The 21,064-nt window shown below is 69.5% G+C and carries 19 protein-coding genes; 3 read left to right on the top strand and 16 right to left on the bottom strand.

Features of this window, described 5'->3' with window-relative positions:
* Window positions 1-3: 3 nt before the first annotated feature.
* Complete coding sequence (gene sctR / locus U5A56_RS11770) at window positions 4-678, top strand: type III secretion system export apparatus subunit SctR (protein WP_044847619.1); 675 nt, start codon at window positions 4-6, stop codon at window positions 676-678.
* Window positions 675-1,493 carry a lytic transglycosylase domain-containing protein gene (locus U5A56_RS11765; RefSeq protein ID WP_321922440.1) on the top strand — a complete coding sequence of 273 codons (819 nt, stop codon included), beginning with the start codon at window positions 675-677 and terminating at the stop codon, window positions 1,491-1,493. Before sctR ends, U5A56_RS11765 begins: the two co-directional genes overlap by 4 nt.
* A gap of 168 nt (window positions 1,494-1,661) precedes the next feature.
* On the opposite strand, the gene asnB is transcribed toward U5A56_RS11765, so the two are convergent.
* The 15 genes from asnB to U5A56_RS11690 all read right to left on the bottom strand — a co-directional run bounded on the left by asnB (window position 1,662) and on the right by U5A56_RS11690 (window position 18,106).
* Entirely contained in the window at window positions 1,662-3,629 is a 1,968-nt protein-coding gene (gene asnB / locus U5A56_RS11760) for an asparagine synthase (glutamine-hydrolyzing) (protein ID WP_321812012.1), read from the bottom strand.
* Window positions 3,630-3,885: 256 nt separating this feature from the next.
* Window positions 3,886-4,917 (bottom strand): EscU/YscU/HrcU family type III secretion system export apparatus switch protein, encoded by a 1,032-nt coding sequence (locus U5A56_RS11755; RefSeq protein WP_321922438.1) that lies wholly within the window; start codon window positions 4,915-4,917, stop codon window positions 3,886-3,888.
* Window positions 4,918-4,942: 25 nt separating this feature from the next.
* The gene (gene sctT / locus U5A56_RS11750; RefSeq protein ID WP_124667327.1) at window positions 4,943-5,752 is read right to left on the bottom strand and encodes a type III secretion system export apparatus subunit SctT; all 810 of its coding nucleotides are present in this window, start codon (window positions 5,750-5,752) and stop codon (window positions 4,943-4,945) included.
* The gene (locus U5A56_RS11745) at window positions 5,746-6,522 is read right to left on the bottom strand and encodes a hypothetical protein (RefSeq protein ID WP_321922436.1); all 777 of its coding nucleotides are present in this window, start codon (window positions 6,520-6,522) and stop codon (window positions 5,746-5,748) included. The genes sctT and U5A56_RS11745 overlap by 7 nt, the downstream gene beginning before the upstream one ends.
* Window positions 6,515-7,900: a type III secretion system ATPase SctN gene (gene sctN, locus U5A56_RS11740; RefSeq protein ID WP_321922434.1), complete on the bottom strand. Its 1,386-nt coding sequence runs from the start codon at window positions 7,898-7,900 to the stop codon at window positions 6,515-6,517. Before sctN ends, U5A56_RS11745 begins: the two co-directional genes overlap by 8 nt.
* Window positions 7,897-8,526: a type III secretion system stator protein SctL gene (gene sctL, locus U5A56_RS11735; protein WP_321798919.1), complete on the bottom strand. Its 630-nt coding sequence runs from the start codon at window positions 8,524-8,526 to the stop codon at window positions 7,897-7,899. Before sctL ends, sctN begins: the two co-directional genes overlap by 4 nt.
* The gene (locus U5A56_RS11730) at window positions 8,508-9,248 is read right to left on the bottom strand and encodes a SctK family type III secretion system sorting platform protein (protein ID WP_044847611.1); all 741 of its coding nucleotides are present in this window, start codon (window positions 9,246-9,248) and stop codon (window positions 8,508-8,510) included. The genes sctL and U5A56_RS11730 overlap by 19 nt, the downstream gene beginning before the upstream one ends.
* Window positions 9,245-10,132, bottom strand: coding sequence for a type III secretion system inner membrane ring lipoprotein SctJ (sctJ, locus tag U5A56_RS11725; protein WP_321922432.1), 888 nt, complete (start codon window positions 10,130-10,132; stop codon window positions 9,245-9,247). The genes U5A56_RS11730 and sctJ overlap by 4 nt, the downstream gene beginning before the upstream one ends.
* A 53-nt stretch (window positions 10,133-10,185) precedes the next feature.
* On the bottom strand, window positions 10,186-10,674 hold the full coding sequence (locus tag U5A56_RS11720; protein ID WP_124485407.1) for a hypothetical protein: 489 nt from the start codon (window positions 10,672-10,674) through the stop codon (window positions 10,186-10,188).
* A gap of 124 nt (window positions 10,675-10,798) precedes the next feature.
* Window positions 10,799-11,008: a hypothetical protein gene (locus U5A56_RS11715; RefSeq protein ID WP_044847609.1), complete on the bottom strand. Its 210-nt coding sequence runs from the start codon at window positions 11,006-11,008 to the stop codon at window positions 10,799-10,801.
* A gap of 150 nt (window positions 11,009-11,158) precedes the next feature.
* Window positions 11,159-12,526 carry a type III secretion system inner membrane ring subunit SctD gene (gene sctD / locus U5A56_RS11710; protein ID WP_321922430.1) on the bottom strand — a complete coding sequence of 456 codons (1,368 nt, stop codon included), beginning with the start codon at window positions 12,524-12,526 and terminating at the stop codon, window positions 11,159-11,161.
* Window positions 12,507-14,546, bottom strand: a complete 2,040-nt coding sequence (sctC, locus tag U5A56_RS11705) for a type III secretion system outer membrane ring subunit SctC (protein WP_321922428.1) — start codon at window positions 14,544-14,546, stop codon at window positions 12,507-12,509. The genes sctD and sctC overlap by 20 nt, the downstream gene beginning before the upstream one ends.
* Complete coding sequence (gene sctS / locus U5A56_RS11700; protein WP_044847606.1) at window positions 14,546-14,824, bottom strand: type III secretion system export apparatus subunit SctS; 279 nt, start codon at window positions 14,822-14,824, stop codon at window positions 14,546-14,548. Before sctS ends, sctC begins: the two co-directional genes overlap by 1 nt.
* Complete coding sequence (gene sctV, locus U5A56_RS11695; protein ID WP_321798907.1) at window positions 14,821-17,034, bottom strand: type III secretion system export apparatus subunit SctV; 2,214 nt, start codon at window positions 17,032-17,034, stop codon at window positions 14,821-14,823. Before sctV ends, sctS begins: the two co-directional genes overlap by 4 nt.
* Window positions 17,035-17,272: 238 nt before the next feature.
* Window positions 17,273-18,106, bottom strand: coding sequence for a helix-turn-helix transcriptional regulator (locus U5A56_RS11690; RefSeq protein ID WP_321922425.1), 834 nt, complete (start codon window positions 18,104-18,106; stop codon window positions 17,273-17,275).
* Between the two features lie 280 nt (window positions 18,107-18,386).
* On the opposite strand from U5A56_RS11690, the gene U5A56_RS11685 reads away from it, so the two are divergent.
* Window positions 18,387-19,292, top strand: coding sequence for a helix-turn-helix transcriptional regulator (locus tag U5A56_RS11685; RefSeq protein ID WP_321812020.1), 906 nt, complete (start codon window positions 18,387-18,389; stop codon window positions 19,290-19,292).
* Between the two features lie 86 nt (window positions 19,293-19,378).
* Here U5A56_RS11685 and U5A56_RS11680 read toward each other — a convergent pair whose 3' ends face one another.
* The gene (locus U5A56_RS11680; RefSeq protein ID WP_044847603.1) at window positions 19,379-21,025 is read right to left on the bottom strand and encodes an Nramp family divalent metal transporter; all 1,647 of its coding nucleotides are present in this window, start codon (window positions 21,023-21,025) and stop codon (window positions 19,379-19,381) included.
* Window positions 21,026-21,064 lie beyond the last annotated feature (39 nt).

Here is a 21,064-nt window from a genome sequence, read left to right as displayed (position 1 = left end):
ACGATGGGCAGCCTGCCGAATCCGGTCGCGCTGATCGCGGTGATCGCCGCGCTCGGCATCGCGCCGTTCGCCGCGCTGATGGTGACGAGCTATACGAAGCTCGTGGTCGTGCTCGGCCTGCTGCGCTCCGCGCTCGGGATCCAGCAGGTGCCGCCGAACCTCGTGCTGAACGGCATCGCGCTGATCCTGTCGCTGTTCATCATGGCGCCGGTCGGGATGTCGATCCGCGACGCGCTGCAGGCACGCCACTTCGACGCGTCGGGGCAGCTGTCGACCGCCGATATCGGCGCGCTCGCCGATGCCGCGCTGCCGCCGGTCAAGGATTTCCTGGTGTCGCACACGCGGCAGCGCGACCGCGAATTCTTCGTGCGCACGGCAACCTCGGTCTGGCCGAAGAACCGCGCGGACGGCATCAAGGACGACGACCTGCTCGTGCTGGTGCCGAGCTTCACACTCGCCGAGCTGACCAAGGCATTCCAGATCGGCTTCGTGATCTACATCGTGTTCATCGTCGTCGACCTGCTGGTCGCGAACATCCTGCTCGCGCTCGGGATGCAGATGATCTCGCCGACGACGATCTCGGTGCCGTTCAAGCTGCTGCTGTTCGTCGCGCTCGACGGCTGGTCGCTGCTCGTGCACGGGCTCGTGCTGTCGTATCGCGTGGCGGGGGCGGGATGAATGCGCGCGCGTTGCGCAGCGTCGTGGCGAACCTGCGCGCAGTGATCGCGCCGGCCGTGCTAATCGTGCTGGCGTTGACGCTCGCCTGCGCGGGCCTGCAGCCGCGCAGCGCGCACGCGGCCGGCAGCGCCGCCGGCTTCGCGCAGCTCGCGCGCGCGTGCGCGCCGAACGTCGATCCCGACACGCTCGCCGCGCTGGTGCGCACCGAATCCGGTTTCAACCCGTATGCGATCGGCGTGGTCGGCGGCCACCTGACGCGCCAGCCCGCGTCGCTCGACGAAGCGCGCGCGACCACGAGCGAGCTGGCCGCGCGCGGCTTCAGCTACAGTGTCGGCCTCGCTCAGGTAAACGAACGAAACTTCGCGAAATACGGCCTCGACGACACGACGATGTTCGAACCGTGCCGCAACCTGCGGGCGGGCGGCGCGATCCTGACCGAATGCTTCGCGCGCTCGTCGAACACCGGCCGTCCCGCGCAGGCCGCGTTGCGCGCGGCGCTGTCGTGCTACTACAGCGGCAACTTCACGACCGGGTTCTCGAGCGGCTACGTGAGCCGCGTCGTCGCGAGCGCGCAACGCAATGCGCGCGAAGGCGGCGTCGAACCGATTCCGGTGGTGAGCGATACGCCGCCGCCCGCGCGACAACGGCGCATGGACGCGGCCGCGACCACGCCGCCCGAACGCGCGCGCAGGCTCGCGTCGCCCGCGGCCTCCGCCGACGCGCCGTCGTGCCATGCGCGCCCGGTCGTGATGATGTGCCGCGGCTTGCCGGCGAGCCAGGCGAAGCGGCTGTGCGTGCGCTGTCTCGATCAGTGAGCGTCGACGCGACGCCGGCATGACGTCCATCGGCTGACGCGGCGTGCCGCGTCGCCCCGCTTCATGCGGCGCGCTGTGCCTCCAGCCGTGCCCGGAATTTCCGAACCGCGCCGCGTCATCCCGCTTCACGCAGCGCGCTGTGCCTCCAAGCGTGCGCGACACCCCGCTTCACGCAGCGCGCTGCGCCTCCAGCCATGCCTGGAACATCAGCACCGTCCACAGCTGATGCTGCCAGTTCATCCGGCCCGACTGGTGCTGGCGCCACAGCCGGTCGACCGCCGCCGCGTCGAAAAAGCCCTCGTCACGCAGCCGCGACGGCTGCAGCAACGCATCGGCCCAGTCGCGCAGCGCGCCGCGCAGCCAGTGATCGACGGGCGCGCAGAAGCCCTGCTTCGGCCGGTCGATCAGCGCCGACGGCACGTACCGGTCCAGCAGCCGGCGCAGCAGCGCCTTCGACTGCCCTTCCGGCAAACGCACCGACGCGGGCACGCGCCATGCGAATTCGACGACGTGATGATCGAGGAACGGCATGCGCGTCTCGAGGCTCACCGCCATCGCCGCGCGGTCGACCTTCGCGAGGATGTCGGTCGGCAGGTACGTGAGCGTGTCGATCGCCATCGCCTGCTCGGCGAAGCTCAGGTTCGCGGGCCATGCGGACACCGTATCGAGCGGGGTCGGCGGTTCCTGTCCGGCCAGCGCGATGCGCTCCGGATGATGCACCGACGACATCAGCAGCCGGTACAGCGCGATGCGGCTCTCGGCCGTCATCACGTGGCCGAGCTTGTGCAGCCGGTCGCCGATGCGGGTCGCCGAGTCGCGCGCTTCCACGCCGCTCCATGCGCCCTGCGCGACCGCCGCGAGCTGGTCCGCATGATCGGGACGCAGCGCATGCAGCGCGGCGGCGATCCGCGCGCGCACCGCCGCCGGCACGCGATGCAGCTTGCGCCACAGGCGCGGCGTCAGGAAGTAGCGCGTATAGCCGCCGAACAGCTCGTCGCCGCCGTCGCCGGACAGGCTCACCTTCACGTGCCGGCGCGTCAGCTCCGACACGAGGAAGGTCGGAATCTGCGACGCGTCGGAGAACGGCTCGTCATAGATCGTCGGCAGTTTCGGCACGACGCCGAGCGCATGGTCGGCCGTCACGTAGAGCTCGGTATGCCGCGTGCCGAGGTGACGCGCGACCGCCTTCGCATAGCCGGCCTCGTCGTAGCCGGCCTCGTGAAAGCCGATCGTGAACGTGTCGACCGGCTTCGCCGACTGTGCCTGCATCAGCGCGACGATCGCCGACGAATCGATGCCACCCGACAGGAACGCGCCGAGCGGTACGTCGGCTTCCATCTGCCGCGCGACGGCCTGGCGCAGGATCGTATCGAGCTGATCGACGGCCTCGTCGGCGCTGCCCTCGAACGGCTGCTCGCGGCCGGCTTCGATCGCCTGCTCGAGCGTCCAGTACGCGCGCGGGCGCGGCGTGTCGCGCGCATGCTCGAACTGGATGAAGGTGCCGGGCGGCAGCTTGCTGATGCCGCGATAGATCGTATGCGGCGCGGGCACGCTCGACTGGCGCAGGTACAGGCACAGCGCGTCGCGATCGATCGTGCCGTCGAAGCCCGGGTAGCCGCGCAGCGCCTTCAGCTCCGACGCGAACACCAGTGCGTCGCCGATCCGGCCGTAGTAGAGCGGCTTCTCGCCGATCCGGTCGCGCGCGAGCGTCAGCACCCGCGACGCGCGATTCCACAGCGCGAACGCGAACATGCCGGTCGCGCGCCGCAGCGCCGCCTCGACGCCCCACGCGGCAATCGCCGCGATCAGCACCTCGCTGTCGGAGTGGCCGCGCCACGCCGGTGCGCGACCCGCACGCCCGAGCTCCGCGCGCAACTCGCGATGGTTATAGATTTCGCCGTTGAAGACCATGACGTAGCGGCCGCACGCGGATGCCATCGGCTGCCGGCCGTGGACCGACAGATCGACGATCGCAAGCCGCCGGTGGCCGAGCGCGATACCGGCTTCCGGGTCGACCCAGAGGCCCTGCCCGTCGGGGCCGCGATGCGCGAGGCTCGCCGTCATTCGCGCGAGCGTGCCGCGCGCTGTCTCCTCATCGAAGGCGACGCTATTCAGAAAGCCGTCGATTCCGCACATTGATTTGTCTGCCTCTGTTGACCTGTTCCGTCAGCGGCGGCGCAACCTCGCAGCCCGCCGTCCGGCTGACGGTCGAGCCATATTACGAAGAAATAAATCAGCAATAATTCATGGGTGAATCTCGGAGGAACCCGGAAAAAAAACCCGCGTCAAGCACTGCGTGCGACCGGCCCGGTGAAGCGGAAACGGTTCCGCATCACGACGCATCGCCGAACCGCGCGCCTTTCGATGTTCCGGCCCCGACAGTTCGAACGCGTCAGGCCGCGCCGGTCGCCCACTTCAGCAACTGCGCGACTTCGCGGAAATGCCGTTGCTCGATCGTGCCCTTTTCAGGCGTGCTCTCGTACAGCGCCTGCGCGAGGCCGGCGTTCGCAAGCGTCGGACGCAGCGCGTCGCGCGCGAGCCGTACGATCCGCTCGGCCGCCTCGCCCTCGCCGCGCGCGAGCACCCATGGCAGCGTGCCGACGCCGCCGTAATAAAGCGCGACCGCGACGCTCGACGAATAGACGACCACCGACGCGAAGCCGATCCGGTCGGGCAGCGACGAGAACTGCGCTTCGCGCGCGAGCTGCCGGCGCTTCGCCTCGATGTGCGGGTCGCCTTCGTCTTCCTTGTGCTCGCGCCGCACTTCCTCGATCGACATCTTCATCTTCTGATTGAACTCGCGCCGCTGATGCACGATGTCGATCAGCGCCATCACGATATAGATCAGCGCGGCCCAGCCGAACAGCAACATCAGCAGCTTCACGATCAGCGCGAGAATCGACATCGGCCGCGTGAAGCCGGACTGCACCGCCGGGTCGAGCGACTCGACGATCAGCCAGCCGAGCGTCGCGACCAGCAGCACGGTCTTCAGCAGCATCTTCGCGAGGTTCACGAGGTTGCGCATCGACACCATGTTCTTCAGCCCCTCGGCGGGATTGAGCCGCGACAGCTGCGGCACGAGCCGGCTCCACGCCATCACGCCGCCCACCTGCACGAAGCCCGCGAGCAGGCCGGCCAGCAGCCCGGCCGCGACGATCTGCGCGGACAGCAGCGCCCAGTCGCGCGCGGCGCCGTCGATCAGCACCGCGAGCCGCGCGGAGGGATCGCTGGCGCCCGCCGCATCGAACACGAGCCGGAACAGCGCCTGCAGCCGCGCGAACAACGTGCCGAGCCCGACCGCGAGCGCGACGCACACGCCGACGAAGAACGCGGACGAGATCGTTTCCGCGCTCTTCGGCACGTCGCCTTTCTGGCGGGCCTCGCGCAGGCGCTTCGCGGTCGGCTGCTGGTTCTTTTCGGCCATCGTCGCTCCGGTTCCGGCGGGGCCGTCACGCGCCGCCGTGCGCGGCGAACAGCGCGCGCAGCAGCGCCATCAACCCGCTATCGGGGCTCAGCAGCGCGTGCAGCGACGCGTATACCACCGGCAGGAACAGCACCATCATCAGCACCGCGAGCGCGCTCTTCAGCGGTTGCGCGAACACGAAGATGTTCAGCTGCGGCACCGCTCGCCCGACGAGGCCGATGCCGAGTTCGACCAGCACCAGCACGATGATCACCGGCGCGGCCAGCTTCACCATCCATTCGAAGATCGTGTCGGTCTGCCGCACGACGAAGGTCTGCAGCATCGACGAGAAATCGGGGCCGAGCGAGCCGATCGGCCACCACGCGTACGACTGCGCGAACAGCTGCACGAGCACCTGCAGCCCGCCCGCGGTGACGAACAGCGCGATCGCGACGAAATTCAGGAACCCTGACGTCGGGCCGCCCTCGTGCCCGCCCATCGGATCGAAGAACGCGGCGCTGCCGCTGCCGGTCTGGAAATCGATCAGGTAGCCGACGCCCTGGATCGCGAACAGCACCGCGCTGAACGCGCCCGCGAGCAGCATGCCGATCACCGCCTCCTTCGCGACGAGCAGGCACCACATCAGGAACGGCAGCGCGGCGACCTGCGCCGGGTCGATCACCGGCGCGACGAACGCGGCGATCACGACCGCGATGCCGTTGCGCACGAGGCCCGTGACGATCTGCTCGTTGAACACCGGCACGACGAACATGATCGGCAGCAGGCGCGGCATCACGTAGAGCAGCGGACGCAGCGTGCCGGCGATGTCGTTGAAGTTCGCGGCGTGGTCTAGCATCGGCGCTCCGCGGCGGCGGGCGGCGCCGGATCGTCGACGGCGGCGGCCGGGACAGTTGCGCCGCCCGGGTCGGCGTTGCCGGCCGCTGCGCCCGGGTTTGCCGTGTTTGCCGTGTTTGCCGTGTTTGCCGTGTTTGCCGTGTTTGCCGTGTTTGCCGTGTTTGCCGTGTCCGTCGTGTCCATCGCGTCCACCCCCGCCGGTCGCGACACCATTTCCGCATCGAACGCGGCCGCCATGTCACGCTGCCCCGATGCATGCCCCTGCGCGTCGCCCGCCCACACACCGGCCGTCGCGAAGCGCCGCACCGCATGCGCATCCGCGACTTCGTCGGCGTCGCGCTCGACCCGCGCCGCGCGCGCGTGCAGGGCCTTCTCGCCGGCCTTGTCGAGCTTGTCCTCGGCGGCCTTCGCCTTGCGCGCGGCGCGTTGCAGGTCGGCGAGCGTGGCCTCGTGATCGCGGTACACGTGCGCGGCCTCGCTGACCGACGCGTGCGCGACACCGATATGGCGATCTAACGTGCGCGTATCGGCCGCCGCGTTCTGCAACGCGCGCGCCTCGCGCACGTCGTCGGCGAGGCGCGTCTGGATCGCGGCCTTCGCCGCGACCTGCTGCGCAAGCTGCGCGTGCGCGGCATCGAGCGCGCGCCGGCTCTGCGCGGCGATGCCCTGCTGGCGCGCGGCCGCCACGCGCGCGATCTGGCTGCGCATCTCGCGCACGCGCTTCAGGCGTGCGAGCGTCGCGAGCACGAGACGGTCGTCGGCTTCAGACATGGTCGTTCGCGAGTTTCGTCAGCTTCGCGAGCAGCGCGTCGAAACGCACGTCCTCGTGCGACGCCTGCGCGCAGAACGCGCCGATCGCATCGCGCGCACGCAGCGCGAGATCGCCGAGCCGGTCGCTGCCTTCGCGGTACTCGCCGATCTGCACGAGCAGCTCGATTTCCTGGTACTTCGCGATCAGCTCGCGCACGCGTGCGGCCGCTTGCTGATGCGCGCGGCTCGCGACGAGCGGCATCACGCGCGACAGGCTCGCAAGCACGTCGATCGCCGGATAGCGGTTCGCGAGCGCGATCTTGCGCGACAGCACGATGTGACCGTCGAGGATCGAGCGCACTTCCTCGGCGATCGGATCGGATTCCTCATCGCCTTCGACCAGCACCGTATACAGCGCGGTGATCGAGCCGATCGCGCCCTGCCCCGCGCGTTCGAGCAGGCGCGGCAGCACGGCGAACGTCGACGGCGGGAAGCTGCGCCGCGTCGGCGGCTCGCCGCTCGCGAGGCCGACCTCGCGCTGCGCGCGCGCGAAACGCGTGAGCGAATCGACCAGCAGCAGCACGCGCTTGCCCGCATCGCGGAAGTGCTCGGCGATCGCGGTCGCGACCAGCGCGGATTTCACGCGCTCCATCGCCGGACGATCGGACGTCGACACGACGACGATCGAGCGCGCGCGCACCTCGGGCGACAGGCTGTGCTCGATGAACTCGCGCACTTCGCGGCCGCGTTCGCCGACCAGCGCGATCACGTTCACGTCGGCCTGCGCGCCGCGCGCGATCATCCCGAGCAGCGTGCTCTTGCCGACGCCGGACGGCGCGAAGATGCCGACGCGCTGGCCGATGCCGAGCGTCATCAGGCCGTCGATCACGCGCACGCCGGTCGGAAACGGCGTGTCGATCAGCTTGCGCGCGAGCGGGTTCGGCGGGTCCTGCTGCGTCGACACCCACGCGGCGCCCGTCACCGGCCCGCGATCGTCGAGCGGCCGGCCGAGCCCGTCGAGCACGCGGCCGAACAGCGCTTCGCCGACCGGAAACACGTGCTCGCGCCCGGACGGCACGACACTCGTCTCCGGCGACAGCCCGGCCACGTCGCCGAGCGGCGTGAGCAGCGTGGTCTGCCGCGAGAAGCCGACCACTTCGGCGAGCAGCGTCGGCTGGTTCGGCGTGCGCAGCTCGCAGATCTCGCCGAGCCGCGCACGGATGCCCGTCGCGTTGAGGATCTGCCCGACCGCGTGATTGACGCGGCCCTGCACCGACACCGGCGAGAAGAAGGCGAGCCCCGCGTCGAGATCGCCGACGAGGCGGCCGCGATCGAACGGCGCGGCATCGTCGTCGCTCTCGCGGCCGTTCGGTTGCGGATCGTCGAGCGGCGCATTCATCGCGGCGAGCCCTTCAGCGCGTCGCGGCGGATCGCCTGGCGCAGCGCGTCGATCTGCAGGTCGAGGCTCGCGTCGATGCGCCCGGACGGCGTCTCGACCGTGCACGCGTGGCGTTCGAGCTGCGCATCCTCGACGATGCGGATCCGTTGCCGGTTCGACTGGCCGGCGAACGCGCGCTCGAGCGCGTCGCGCATCTCGTCCTCGCGGCCCGGCGCGACCCGCACGATCAGGAACGCCTCGTCGCGCACGAGCGGCGCGATCCGCGCGAGCGCGGCCTCGTACAGCTTCTGCGTGGCCATCTCGCCGACGATCGCGCGCACGGCCTTCACGACGATGTCGGCCATCGAATCCTTCATCGACTCCATCGTGCGCGCGGCGGCCAGCGCCTGCGTATAAGCCTGCGCCGCATGCTCGCGCTGCGCGCGGCGCATCCCTTCGTCGTAGCCGGCCGCCTGGCGCTTGTCGAATTCGCGCTGCGCATCGGCGACGATGCGCGCGGCCTCGTCGCGCGCGGTCGCGATCACCGCGGACGCGTCGAGCAGCGCCGCGTATTCACGCTCCTTGAGTACCTTGCGCTCCGACAGCAGCTGCAGGTTGTCGCTCGTGATCAGAAAAGCCAGTCCCATGACGCAAGCCTCTCGGGAATCAGAAACAGGAACAGCAATTCGCCGAACTGGTCGCGCTGCGCGCGGTTCAGCCAGTACGGCGCTTCGTCGTCGATCGCGCGGTTGAATTTCAGCCGCGCGCGCCGCGCGACCGCATCGCCCGCCACGCCGATGAAATCCGCGAGCAGCCGCCCGCCGCGCGCACGGATCACCACCGGCAGCGCGGCCGGATCGGCACGCCACGGTTCGAGCGTGTCCGCGAGCGCACCGAATTCCGGCGCGCGCTCGAGCGCGAGCTCCAGTGCATCGCCGCCGAGCTTCGCCGCGACTTCCGCGCGAATGCGGCGCACGGCCAGCGCATCGCGCAGCCAGCCACGATGCAGCAGCAAGCCCGCATACGATGCGAGCTGTTCGAGCGCCGCGCCGGGCAGCAGCGCAAGCCGCGCGCACGGATTCGCGAGGTCGAAGTCGTGATGTTCGGCCACGCCGTTCGCATCGAGCAGATGGCGCGCAAGCAGCTTGCGGCCGGCCGGGCCGAACGCGTCGGGCGAGCGGTAGCGCGCGGGCCAGTCGGCCGGCACGCGCGTCACGTGCAGATAACGGTCGGGCCGCAGGTTGAATTCGCAGACGAGCGCATGAAACGCCGCGCGCCGCGCAGCGGGCGGCGCCGCGAGAGATTGCAGCCACGGCAGCGACACGGCGTCGGGCGCAACGCCCGGCGGCAGCACATGCGGCTCGTTCATGCGCCGTCGCGCGCGCCGTCCGGCGTGCGCAGGCTGCCGCCCGACTGCGCGGACGCGCCGCCTGCACCGTTGCCGCCGCGCGGTGCGCCGCCGACCAGCCCGGCCAGCCGCGCGCCGAACATCCCGCGCCGCGCGGCCGACAGCGCGATCACCGCGCAGGTCAGCAGGATCAGCGCGAACACGAGCCAGCCGAGCGGCGAGCGCAGCCGCAGGACGTCCGACACCGCGCTACCGATCCCGTCCACGCGCGCCGTGCGCGCGGCGGCCGGCTGCAGGAACAGCGACACGTTGTCGTACTGCAGCCCTTCGATGCTGTGCGCGACGAGATCCTTCACCATCGGCGCCATCGCGCGCAGGTCCACGCCGGGCCGGTAGCGGATGTACACGGCCGCCGACGACGGCTTGATCTTTTCCGCAAGCGGATCGTTCTCCGGAATCACGACCTGCACGCGCGCGACCACCACGCCCTCGATGTCCTGCAGCGTGCGCGACAGGTCCTGCGACACGCCGTACAGGTAGCGCACGCGCTCCTCGGCCGGCGTCGACACGAGCCCCTGCTTCTGGAACAGCTCGCCGAGGCTCGCGTAGCTCGGCTTCGGCAGCCCGTTCGCCTGCAGCACGGTGAGCGCCGACTGCATGTCGCCGTCCGCGACGCTCACCTGCCACGCGTTGCGATCCGACGTGTCGCGCGCGTCGTTGTCCTTCGCCGCGCTGATCCCTGCGTCGCCGAGCACGGCAACCATCTGGTTCGCATCGCGCTCCGACAGGCCGGAGTAAAGCTCCTTCTGGCAGCCGGCCAGCAGCGCGAGCAGCCCCGCGAGCAGCGCACGCGCCGCCCGGCTGCGCCACGCATGCAGGCGCGGCGTCGAATCGATCGTCGTCATCGTTTGTCCGCTTCAGGGCGCGCGGCCGGTTCAGGCGCACGCACCGGCTTTCGCTACTCCTGGGTCTTCAGCACCGTGTGCGTGAAGCCGTTCGCCGCCTGCGCGACCGACAGGCTCAACTGGTATTCCGAAATCGTGGTGGTCGCCGTCCACTGGAAATCCATCGCCTTCACCATCGTCATCAGCGGATCGCTGCGGTTGTCCGCCATCGACGTCAGCATCTCGGTGCGATGCTTGTCGATGTTCGCGTACCGCGTGTCGAGATCGTTGCCGTAGGTGCGCAACCGCTCGACGAGCGACGAATGGTTCGCCTGCGCGGGTGTCGCGGGCGTCATCTGCACGGCCGGCGCCGCATCGGCCGGCGCACGCGACATCGCGACGCCCGACGCCGACGGCGACGCCGCGGCCGGCGCGGCACCCGGCTGCATCAACGCATCGAACTGGCGCACCTGCGCCGGATCGGACGCCGTGCCCGCCTGCTGCACGGCACCCGCGAGCGCGGCCGCGCCCGGTGGTGCCGCGCCTACGCCTGTTACCGACATGATCGTGTCCTCCTTGACCGGCAGCGCCGGGAACGGGCCGGCCGCCACGCGCATACGCCCCGCCGGGCGCCCGTCACGGGCGGCCCCGGCATCCGGCGTCGCGCGGCACGGCCGGCGACCGGCGTCATGCGCGGCCGGCGGAACTCAGGTGTTGCGCAACCTGGGCGTTCGCCGTCCCTTCCTGCGCGGTCACTGCGTTGCTGGTTTCGAACGTCGCGGTCGACTGCTGGACCTGGAAGTTGATCTTCGTCAGTTCGAGCTGCGTCTTGGTCAGGTCGTCCGCCTGCTGCTGGACCTGTTGCGTGTTGTTGGCACCAGTCGGGGGGGTACTCATGTTTCGCTCCTTTGCATGTACGTCATTGAACTGCTTCCCTGTTCGGCGGCGGCCCCATGCCCCACCGGCGACGTGACGCGCCGCATGCGCGCGGCGTGTCGCGTAATGCGCGCACCGCGCGACACGCGATGCGCAAGTCCTGTCGCGGCGCTAGTGCGCCGCCGCCTTCGATGCGCCGGCCGCGGCAACTGCCGGTGCGGCCGGTACCGCCGGCGCATCCGGCAACAACGCCGGTCCGGGCACTGGCTGCGCGACGCCGGCCGCCGCGCCGCTCGCGAGCGGCGGCACGGGCGGCGCCGATGCCCGCTCGGGCGCGCTCGCGGACGGACCGCCGAGCGGCATCGTGATGCGCTGGCCATTGCGTTCGAACACCACTTCGTCGGGGCCGATCGACACCACGGTCGGCCCTTCCTTCAGCCGCGCGCCTTCGAAATAGCGGCTGCCGTCGGCGGTCTCGATGTAGCGCTGGTCGCCGTCGCCCGCGAACACCGTCGTGATCTCCGGAATCCCCGCGACGCCGCCGAGCGTCGTCGCGGTGCGCGGCGCGGCCGCATCGGCGTCGCGCACGTGGTCGACCACCTCGAGCGCCGGGCGCGCGTCCTTCATGTAGTTGCGGATACGCGGCTCGATCTGCGCTCGCTCGGCCGCCCCCGTCAATTCGATCCGGCCGCGGCCGAGATAGGTGACCGTCAGCGCCGTGTCGCTGAAATACGTCTGCGCGGTCGCGACGAGATCGCTGACCACGTAGAGATTGCCGAGCGCCGCGTTGTCGACGCCCGCGACGATCTGCGCGACGCGTTCCCGCGCGGCCGGGTCGCTCACGTAACCCGACACGATCACGCCGTCGTCGCGCGGCGCGACGGCGAGCTCCGGATACGCGTGCAGCAGCTGCTGCAGCCGGTGCGTGCGCGCGAGCACCGACTCGTGCTGCCACGGCAGGCGCCCCGACCATGCGACGAAGCCGTAACCGAGCGCGCCGAGCAGCACGCCGATCCACAGCGCGACGACCGCGATCACGAGCCGCCGGCTGCCGAGGCGGCGCAGCCCGCCGGTGAGCCAGCCGAGCCACGCGGCCTCGCGCGCGGCGTCCGGCGCGTCGGCCTCGTCGGGCACCGCGACGCTCGCCTGCGCGTGACGCGCGATGCCGAGCTTGATCGAGCCGACCGTCACGACGTCCTGCGGCGTCATCGAGCGGCGGCCCGCGCCGAGCGGCGCGTCGTTGAACAGCACCGGCGCGCCGCCGTCGCCGCCGTGGTTCTGCACCGTCACCGCGAGCGCGCCGACCTGCAGGCATACCTGTTTCGCGCCGATCTCGCGATCGGGCAGGATCACTTCGCAGTCGGCCGCGGTGCCCACCCAGTTCGCGCCGCGCGCGAGCGACATCGTGCGGCCGTACATCGGCCCGCTGAGGAAGCACAGGTTCCACGGCGACGCGAGCGCGGGCGCTCCGGCCGCGGCGCCCGCCGTGCCGCCATGCAATGCGCCGTCGCCGTGCGGGTCAATGATGGTCGTCGACATGGGTGGACGCTCCTGCGGTCGTCGCCACCGGCTGCGCCGCCGAATCCTTCGGCGGCGGCAGCGCGGGCGGGCCGAACTTGGTGCCGGGCAGCGGTGCGGGCGTGAGCGGCACCGCGATGTCGTTGTCCGGCGGGCGATACATCGACGTGCCGTTCGAACCGGCCGGCCCGTCCGCGCCCGGGTTCACCGGCGCGCCGTCCGGCGCGTACATCGACGCGGTCGTCACCACGCGCGGCGTCAGCAGGTAGAACCGCTCCATGTGGTTGCCCGACTTGTCGGTGTACTTGAACAGGTTGCCGATCAGCGGGATGTCCGACAGCCACGGCACGCCGCTCTTGTTCAGCCGCACCTCGTCGTCGTTGAAGCCCGCGATCAGGAGGCTCTTGCCTTCGTCGATCATCGTCTTGGTGACGATGTTGCGCTGCTGGATCACCGGCACGTTCGACACGGCCTGGCCCGGCACGATGTTGCCGTCCTGGATGTCGATCGACATCATCACGCTCTGCGGGTTGCCGGACACGGCGGCCGCATTGCGGATCGCCTCGTCGACGATCATCGGCGTCACCTTGATGCTGGTGCCGGTCGTCACGCTGTACAGCGACGAATCCTGGTAGCCCTGCACCTGCACGTAGAACTGCGTGAGGTTCTCGAGAATGGCCTCGGTGTTGTCGAGCGCGAGCACCTTCGGCTTCGAGCGCAGCTGCGCCTGCCCCTTCTGCGCGAGCGCGTTCACGCGCGTGAGCAGGTAGTTGCGCAGCGAGCCGCCGATCGACGCGGTCAGCGCGATGCCGGTCGGCATGAAGGTGCCGGTCTGCCCCGTCTCCGACGCGCCGACCCCGAACGTCAGCGGCGGATTGCCGGCGCCGTTGTACTGCGTGTTGCCGTTCAGCGGGTTCGCGCCGTTGCCGATCTGCACGTCGCCGTGCGTCGTGTGCAGGCGCCAGTCGATCCCGAGACTGTCGAGCGAATCCTCGTTGATGTCGATGATCGTCACGTTGATCTCGACGATGCGCGGCCGCTCGTCGAGCTGGTTGATCAGCGACTGGTAGCGGTACATGTTCTCCGGCAGGTCGCGCACGATCACCGCGTTGATCGCCGGATCGGCGACGATCTGCGGCAGCGTGTCGCCACCGCCGCCGTTCGAGAACGGCGAGACGCCGCCGGCAGCGCCGTCGGCACCGCCATAGCCGGCCTGGCGCGGGCCGCCGGCAATGTCCGGGAAGTCGAGCCGCGGCACCGCGATCGTCAGCCCCGAGCCGAGCTTCACCTGGCGCGCGGCCTGCCCGAGCGGCGTGCTCGACGGCAGCTCGCTCGTGCCGCCGCCCTTGCCGAACAGCCGGCGCAGGATCGTCGCGACGCCCGGCACCGTCACTTCCTTGCCCGAGCGGTTGATCGTGAAGTCGGACGCCCAGCCGTACCGGAGCCGGAACGCGCGGATGTCCGCATGCGCGCCGTTCGCCGACGGATCGCCGACCGAGCCGACCGCCTGCCGCACGAGCTCCACGTAACGACGCGGGCCGGCCACGTACACGCTGTTCGCGCGATCGTTGATCACGAGCGTGTAGCGCTTGTCGGGAATCTGCATCGCCTGCAGCGCGCGGCCGATCTCGCCGGCCGCGTTCGGCGGGATCGGGATCATCTGCGTCTGCGACTGGTCGGCCGGGTCGACGTACAGGAACGAGCCGTCGTAGTACCACGTGAGCCCGTAGGTCGAGCAAATCGTGTCGAGCGTCTGCTGCGGCGTGCCCGAGAAGCGGCCGCTGATCACGCCGTCGACCTTCGGGTCGACCACGGCCGTCACGCCCTGCGACGATGCGAGCTCGCGAATGAAGTCGCCGATCTTCTTGCCGTTCGCGACGATCGTGAACGGCTTGTTGCGCCAGCGCAGGTCCGCCGCGCGCGCCGGCTGCGCGACCGTCACGCACAGCGACGCGGCGAGCAGCGCGGTCGCGCACATGGCGAGCGCGGCCCGTTGCAGGCGGCGCGGTTGAAACCGGATCGGGGCGACGCGTCGACGCATCAAGACACTCCTGTGGAAGAAACGAACATGCGTTCCAGCGCCTGCTGCGCGAAGCGCAGCACCTCGCTGCCGAGCCAGCCCGACAGCAGCACGAGCGCGACCATCACGGCGATCAGCCGCACCGCGATGCCGAGGTTGGCGTCCTGCACCTGCGTGACGGCCTGCAGGATCGCGACGACGAGGCCGGTGACGGTGGCGATCAGCACGATCGGCAGCGACAGCAGCAGCACCAGCATCAGCGCCTGCCGGGTCAGGTCGAGGATCGTCGAGCTCGTCATTGCACGACTCCCGGCGCACGCACGCCGGCGCCCGCGCCGAGCGTGCCGTCGTCGGGCGGGTTCTTCACCCAGCCGACCGTATGCAGCTGCACGTCCTCCTCGACCTCCTGGTACGACAGCACCGCGAGTTCCGGCAGCACCGGCTGCAAAATCGTCTTCACGTAGCGGCGCGCGCCGAGCGCGACCATCACCGCGAGCCGCGCGGCGCCCGGCGGGTTGCCGTGACCGCCCGCGCCGGCCGGCTGCGCCGCCGTCGCGGCCTGCACGATCGCGCGCACCTGTTCGCCGATGTCCTGCTTGATCGCGCTCGACAGCGCGAGGAAATTGCCCTGCTTCGTGCGCATCACCGCGTTCTCGATCCGCTCCTGCAGGTTCTGCTCGAACAGCACGACGCGCAGCTGCCGCGTCGCGCCCGCATGGCGATCGGTGATCATCCGGCGCAGGTCGACACGCACCAGCTCGACCAGCGCGATCACGTCGTCCGGCTCATTCGGCGCCCACGTGATCAGGCTTTCGAAAATCACGCGCAGGTTGCGGATCGGCACCTGTTCGGCCAGCAGCCGGCGCAGCACCTCGGTCACGCGCTGCAGCGGCACGAGCCGCGTCAGTTCGCCGACGAGTTCCGGATGCTCGCGGCGCACCAGGTGCACGAGCGCCTGCGTTTCCTGGATGCCGAGCAGCTCGTCCGCATGCTGGCGCACGATCTGCTCGACGTGCGCGGCGAGCGCGCCTTCGCTCGTCAGCCACTTGCCGTCCGGCGCCGCGCCGTCGGGCTTGATCCACAGCGCGGTCGCGAACGGGCCGAACGCCTCGGCCGGCTGGCGCTCCGCGCGCTCCGGCAGCGGCGCGACGCCGTCCCACAGCAGCCAGCCCGGCTTCAGCGCGCCCTGCGCGGCGAGCACGTCCTGCAGATAGATCCGGTACGTGCCGGCCGCCGCCCCTTCGTCGTCGTTCAGCGTGATGCGTGGAAACACCGTGCCGATGTCCGCGTCGACGCGCGCCTTCGCGCTCGACAGCGCGGTCTGCAGCTGCGCGAGGTTCAGCGTCGTGCGCAGGTCGTCCGACAGCGACACCGCGATCAGCGACGTGACGCCTGCCGCATGCGACACCTTCGCGGGCTGGCCGTCGTCGGTCGCGCCGATGCGACCCGCGATATGAATCAGGTTGAAGCTCGGCGCGGTCGTCTTGCGCTTGAGCTGCGTGAAGGCGAACGCGCCGAGGCCGAGCGCGATCAGCGCGAACGACCATTTCGGAAAACCGGGCACGACGAGGAACCCGGCCAGCACCAGCGCCGCGATCAGCAGCGCGCGCGGATGCGCGCCGAGCTGCTCGCCCAGCTGTTCGCCGAGCTGGCGCTGCCGCGTGTCGCGCGTCGCGACGCGCGTCGTCACGATGCCCGCCGCGATCGACACCAGCAGCGACGGGATCTGCGACGCCATCCCGTCGCCGACCGTCAGGATCGCGTAGCGCTGCAGCGCCTCGCCGATATCCATCCCGTGCATCAGCGTGCCGACCGCGATGCCCGCGACGATGTTGATGAACGCGATCACGAGGCCCGCGATCGCATCGCCCTTCACGAATTTCATCGCGCCGTCCATCGCGCCGTGCATCTGCGATTCCTGTTCGAGCTTCTCGCGGCGCTCGCGCGCTTCGTCGGCGCTGATGATGCCCGCGCGCAGGTCCGCGTCGATGCTCATCTGCTTGCCCGGCATCGCGTCGAGCGAGAAGCGCGCGCCGACTTCGGCGACCCGCTCCGAACCCTTCGCGATCACGATGAACTGCACGACGGCGATCACCAGGAACACCACGCCGCCCACCACGACGTTGTTGCCGACCACGAGCCGGCCGAACGCGTCGATCACGTGGCCCGCGTTCGCGTGCAGCAGGATCAGCTTGCACGACGCGATGTTCAGCGCGAGCCGGAACAGCGTGGTGAACAGCAGCAGCGCGGGAAACGACGAGAAGCTGACCGCCGACGGCACGTAGGTCGACACCGTCAGCAGCACGACGCTCGCGGCGAGGTTCAGCGAGATCATCCCGTCGAGCGCGGCTTGCGGCAGCGGCAGGATGAACAGCGCGACCACCGACACGATGAACGCGGCGAGAAACAGGTCGGCGCGCGGCGATGCCCCGAGACGTCGCCCGGACACGCTGCGGCCGGCGGAAAAGATCCGCTGCCAGTCGCGAGGGAGCGCCTTCGGTTCTGCCATCGTGCCGTCGTCCTGTCGTTGTCGCCGGCGGGCGCGGGCCGTCATGCCCCGCGTCGCGCGGACCGTTGAATGGGACGAGTGTAGCGACGCGCAACCGCGTAAAAAGGGATGCGCCTCGTAGCGTCGCAGCCGTTTTCCGGTGACGATCGGATCGGACTACGAAACCCGGCGGCGCCTGCGCGCGCGCATCGCCGGAACCGCTTCCATCGCGCGGCTGGCGCCGCGCGGGGAGACAGGGTCAGGACTCCAGACGGCGTGCGGCGAGATACGCGAGCTGCGCGCGGTTCTGCACGTTGAAGAGTTTTTCGAGCGAGCGGATATGGTGACCGACCTTGTGCAGCGACGTGCGCAGCGCGCTCGCGATCTCCTGGTCGGACAGCCCGTGCACGAGCCGGTCGAGCACCTGCTGCTGCTCGTCGCCGAGCGCGAAGCCGCGTATGCGCGCGATGCGCGCCTCGAGAAACGGCAGCGCGACGCGATGCACGGCGAGGCTCACCGACAGCGCGCCGCCGATCACGCGATCGTCGATCCATTCGGTGCCGTGGGCTTCCGACGTCACGTTCACGGCAACGCGCAGGTCGAGCCGCGGCGCCGACAGGCTGAAGATCACGCCGCTGTTCATTGCATGCGCGCGCAGATGGCCGGCCAGCGCGAGCACCTTGCGGTCGCCGCTGCCCTGCGCCGCCGACTCGATCTCGTCGAGCCGCCATGCGACCGGGAAGCCGCTGCTGCGCACCTGCGCGAAACGCGGGTCGCTCTCGTAGAGCATGCCCTCGATATACGGCTGCATGAACGTCGCGGGCGCGAGGTCGCGCAGCAGATGCGCGCACAGGATGCGCCGCCCGATCATCTCGTAGGCGCCGTAGCCGAGCGTGCTGAAACCGATTTGCCGCAAGCGCGCATGGCATTGGGAGAAATCGACGGAAGCGAGGTCGGATTTACCGGGCGCGATTTGAATGCCGGTAAAAACGTCGCGCTCGATTGCATGAATTTCTTTCGAATAAGCGGCAGCGGCCGCGATATCGGCTTGCGAGAACCACTCGACGCGTGGCGCGTCGTCAGCATATGTCATGAGGAGCCCACCCCTTCCCAATATGTGAACCTGCCCCGTCACGATTTGGTCTTTTCTTTATGATTTTCTGGTCGACTCTATACCGGTGCGAATATGAACCTTTCGCCCGAATTAGTATTACGGCATATTACGCGCATACAGGCATTTTTGTACAATGCCCCCGCGTTTCGTCTGGATGACGATCGGCGCAAATCATAAAGATGCTCGATCGCATCGTCGCGGGCACCGTGCACGACACGGCTGCCGCTGCGCGATGCGCGTCGATTCCGAGGGATGGCTCATGTCCGATATTGCATTGCAAGAAGAAGCGGTCGCCCCAACCTTGCCCCGTCCGCCGCGGCGGACGGTCGCCTGTGCCGACGCGTCGAGAGCGCGCCCGGTGCAGGTCGTCTGGTGCGACGACGTCAAGCGCGACGACATCGCGCAGCCGCACGCGCCGAAGCTCGGCGTCGCCGATACGCTCGCGCACGCGCAGAGCACCGCCGAACGCAACCGGATCGTCACCAGCCTGCTGCACCTGACGGGCTTCTCGACGTTCGCGTATTTCGCGCTCGAATTCTCGCGGGAGCGTGTCGAAAGTCTCTACCTGCACGAGGCGTTCACGCCGCCCACCTATCGCGGCGACTACGTCCGGCACAACCATCACGACATCGATCCGCGCACGCTCGACGCGCGCGTGTGCAACATGCCGATCGTGTGGGACCTGCAGCAGCTGCGCCGCGACCACCGCGAGCGCGACGGCGGCCCGTGCGTGAGCCCGGCCGCGCTCGACGGTTTCCTGCAGACGATGCAGGACGACGGCATGTGCAGCGGCATCATGTATTCGATGGCCGTGCCCGGCACGCGGCTGCACGCGTTCATGAGCTTCACCGCGCCGCGCCGCACGCGCGAGTGGATCACGCCGGCGACGATCGAGCAGGCGCTGTCGATCGGGCTGTCGGTGCACAAGTTCGCGTCGCCGCAACTGATCGCGACGTCGCGCGAACGCGCCGTGAACGGGCTCACGCCGTTCGAGCAGGAACTGCTGCTGGGCATCGCGGAAGGCGCGTCGGACAAGGAGATCGGCCGGCGCCTCGACACCAGCGCGCACAACGTCGACTATCACCTGCGCAAGCTGCGCAAGCGCTTCGGCGTCGCGAACCGGATCCAGCTCACGTACCTGACGTCGAAGCTCGAGCTGATCTGACGCGCGCGCGCTCTGCCCGCGTAAACGCACATGCCGGCCTCGCGGGCCGGCATGTGCGCAACACCAGGAGATGACGCCGAACGGCGTTACTTCAGCAGCGTCATCTGCACGACCTTGACGATCACGAGACCGACCGCGATCACCAGATAGCCGCGCAGCACGGCCATCCAGACGCGCGTCGCGACCGTCATGTTCTGCGGTTCGAGCGTGTCGAGCGGCGGCATGCGCCAGGTGGCGCGCAGCGCGCGATCGATGCCCGGCTCGACGACGCGCTTGTTGCGGCGGATCAGTACCGTCGCGAGATAGCCGGTGATCGCGAGCACGGTGCCGCCGACCAGCACGTCGATGATCGCTTCGCCGCTGATGTCCGGATACATCACCGACGCGGTCAGGATGATCGACAGCAGCACGAGCACCCAGATCACCGCGCCCGTGAAGATGTTGAGCTTCGTCGAGTTGACCCACGGGCCGAGCACCTGGCGATCGTTGCACAGCACGAGCAGGAACACCGTCGCGCTCGGCAGCAGCACGCCCGCGAGCGTCTGCACCGCTTCGGTCAGCAGGCCGAGCGGGCTGCCCGGGATCAGCACGAGCGCGGCAGCGGCCGCGACGATCCCGAAGTAGACGAGATAGAAACCCTTCGCATCGGACACGCCGCGATGCAGCGAATGACGGATCTTGAACACGTCGCCGATCGCGTACGCGGTCGACAGCGACACCGCCGCCGCGCCGATGATGCACGCGTCGAGCAGCGCGACCGCGAACAGCGTCGCGCTGGTGCGGCCCGCATACTTCTCGAGGCCCGCGATCACGCCGCCCGCGTCGCTGAAGTTGCCCGCTTCCGAATGGCCGCCGAACAGCGCCGCGCTGAAGCCGATCATCGCGACCGCGCCGATCAGCACGAACGCGATGCCGATCCACAGATCGACCTTCTCGTACTTCATGAAGCGCGGCGTGATGCGCTTGTCGATCACGTAGCTCTGCTGGAAGAACAGCTGCCACGGCGCGACCGTCGTGCCGACGATGCCGATCACGAGCAGCATCACGTCGGACAGCTTCGCGTGCGTGGGCCAGTTCGGCACGAAGAAGTCGCGCGACATCTGCGCCACCGGCGGGTGGATCGACACGAGCACCGGCACGAGCAGCAGGCTCAGCACGCACAGCACGATCGCGAACCGCTCGAAGCGCCTGAAGTCGCCGGTACTCACGGCCGCCATCGTCAGCGCGGCCGCCACGCACACGCCCGCGATCTTCGGGAGCCCGAAGAAAGCCAGCACGAACGTGATGCCGATGAACTCGGTGACGATCGTCAGCGCGTTGAGCAGGAACAGGTCGATCACGCTGAACGCGCCCCAGAACTTGCCGAAGCGCTCGAAGATCAGGCGCGCATGGCCGACGCCCGTGACCGCGCCGAGGCGCAGCACCATTTCCTGGTTTACGTACAGCACCGGCACGAGCAGCAGCAGCGTCCACAGCAGCGTCGTCCCGTAGTTCTGGCCGGCCTGCGTATAGGTGCCGAAGGCGCCCGCGTCGTTGTCGCCGACCATCACGATGAGGCCGGGCCCGATGATCGCGAGCAGCGTGCGCAGGCGCGCCCACCACGTGCCGCGCGCGGCGGTGTCGTGATGCGCGATGGTGCCGAGCGCGCCGCGGATGTCGCCCAGGTGGGCTTCGTCGAGCACGGCACTGCGTTCGACGGCGATCGGTGGAGAGACGTTGGATGGCGTGGACATGATGAATTCCGTACGACTGGTTTTTTTCGGTCAAGCGTG

The sequence above is a fragment of the Burkholderia sp. BCC1998 genome, from assembly GCF_905339875.1.
Lineage (GTDB): Bacteria > Pseudomonadota > Gammaproteobacteria > Burkholderiales > Burkholderiaceae > Burkholderia.
The sequence above is the reverse complement of the archived record's forward strand: the minus strand, read 5'-3'. Positions and strand labels throughout refer to the sequence as shown.

Excerpts from the sequence above, each read along its gene's own strand:
- sctR (WP_044847619.1), top strand. The coding sequence starts at position 4 with ATGGGCAGCCTGCCGAATCCGGTCGCGCTGATCGCGGTGATCGCCGCG.
- U5A56_RS11765 (WP_321922440.1), top strand. The coding sequence starts at position 675 with ATGAATGCGCGCGCGTTGCGCAGCGTCGTGGCGAACCTGCGCGCAGTG.
- asnB (WP_321812012.1), bottom strand. The coding sequence starts at position 3,629 with ATGTGCGGAATCGACGGCTTTCTGAATAGCGTCGCCTTCGATGAGGAG.
- U5A56_RS11755 (WP_321922438.1), bottom strand. The coding sequence starts at position 4,917 with ATGGCCGAAAAGAACCAGCAGCCGACCGCGAAGCGCCTGCGCGAGGCC.
- sctT (WP_124667327.1), bottom strand. The coding sequence starts at position 5,752 with ATGCTAGACCACGCCGCGAACTTCAACGACATCGCCGGCACGCTGCGT.
- U5A56_RS11745 (WP_321922436.1), bottom strand. The coding sequence starts at position 6,522 with ATGTCTGAAGCCGACGACCGTCTCGTGCTCGCGACGCTCGCACGCCTG.
- sctN (WP_321922434.1), bottom strand. The coding sequence starts at position 7,900 with ATGAATGCGCCGCTCGACGATCCGCAACCGAACGGCCGCGAGAGCGAC.
- sctL (WP_321798919.1), bottom strand. The coding sequence starts at position 8,526 with ATGGGACTGGCTTTTCTGATCACGAGCGACAACCTGCAGCTGCTGTCG.
- U5A56_RS11730 (WP_044847611.1), bottom strand. The coding sequence starts at position 9,248 with ATGAACGAGCCGCATGTGCTGCCGCCGGGCGTTGCGCCCGACGCCGTG.
- sctJ (WP_321922432.1), bottom strand. The coding sequence starts at position 10,132 with ATGACGACGATCGATTCGACGCCGCGCCTGCATGCGTGGCGCAGCCGG.
- U5A56_RS11720 (WP_124485407.1), bottom strand. The coding sequence starts at position 10,674 with ATGTCGGTAACAGGCGTAGGCGCGGCACCACCGGGCGCGGCCGCGCTC.
- U5A56_RS11715 (WP_044847609.1), bottom strand. The coding sequence starts at position 11,008 with ATGAGTACCCCCCCGACTGGTGCCAACAACACGCAACAGGTCCAGCAG.
- sctD (WP_321922430.1), bottom strand. The coding sequence starts at position 12,526 with ATGTCGACGACCATCATTGACCCGCACGGCGACGGCGCATTGCATGGC.
- sctC (WP_321922428.1), bottom strand. The coding sequence starts at position 14,546 with ATGCGTCGACGCGTCGCCCCGATCCGGTTTCAACCGCGCCGCCTGCAA.
- sctS (WP_044847606.1), bottom strand. The coding sequence starts at position 14,824 with ATGACGAGCTCGACGATCCTCGACCTGACCCGGCAGGCGCTGATGCTG.
- sctV (WP_321798907.1), bottom strand. The coding sequence starts at position 17,034 with ATGGCAGAACCGAAGGCGCTCCCTCGCGACTGGCAGCGGATCTTTTCC.
- U5A56_RS11690 (WP_321922425.1), bottom strand. The coding sequence starts at position 18,106 with ATGACATATGCTGACGACGCGCCACGCGTCGAGTGGTTCTCGCAAGCC.
- U5A56_RS11685 (WP_321812020.1), top strand. The coding sequence starts at position 18,387 with ATGTCCGATATTGCATTGCAAGAAGAAGCGGTCGCCCCAACCTTGCCC.
- U5A56_RS11680 (WP_044847603.1), bottom strand. The coding sequence starts at position 21,025 with ATGTCCACGCCATCCAACGTCTCTCCACCGATCGCCGTCGAACGCAGT.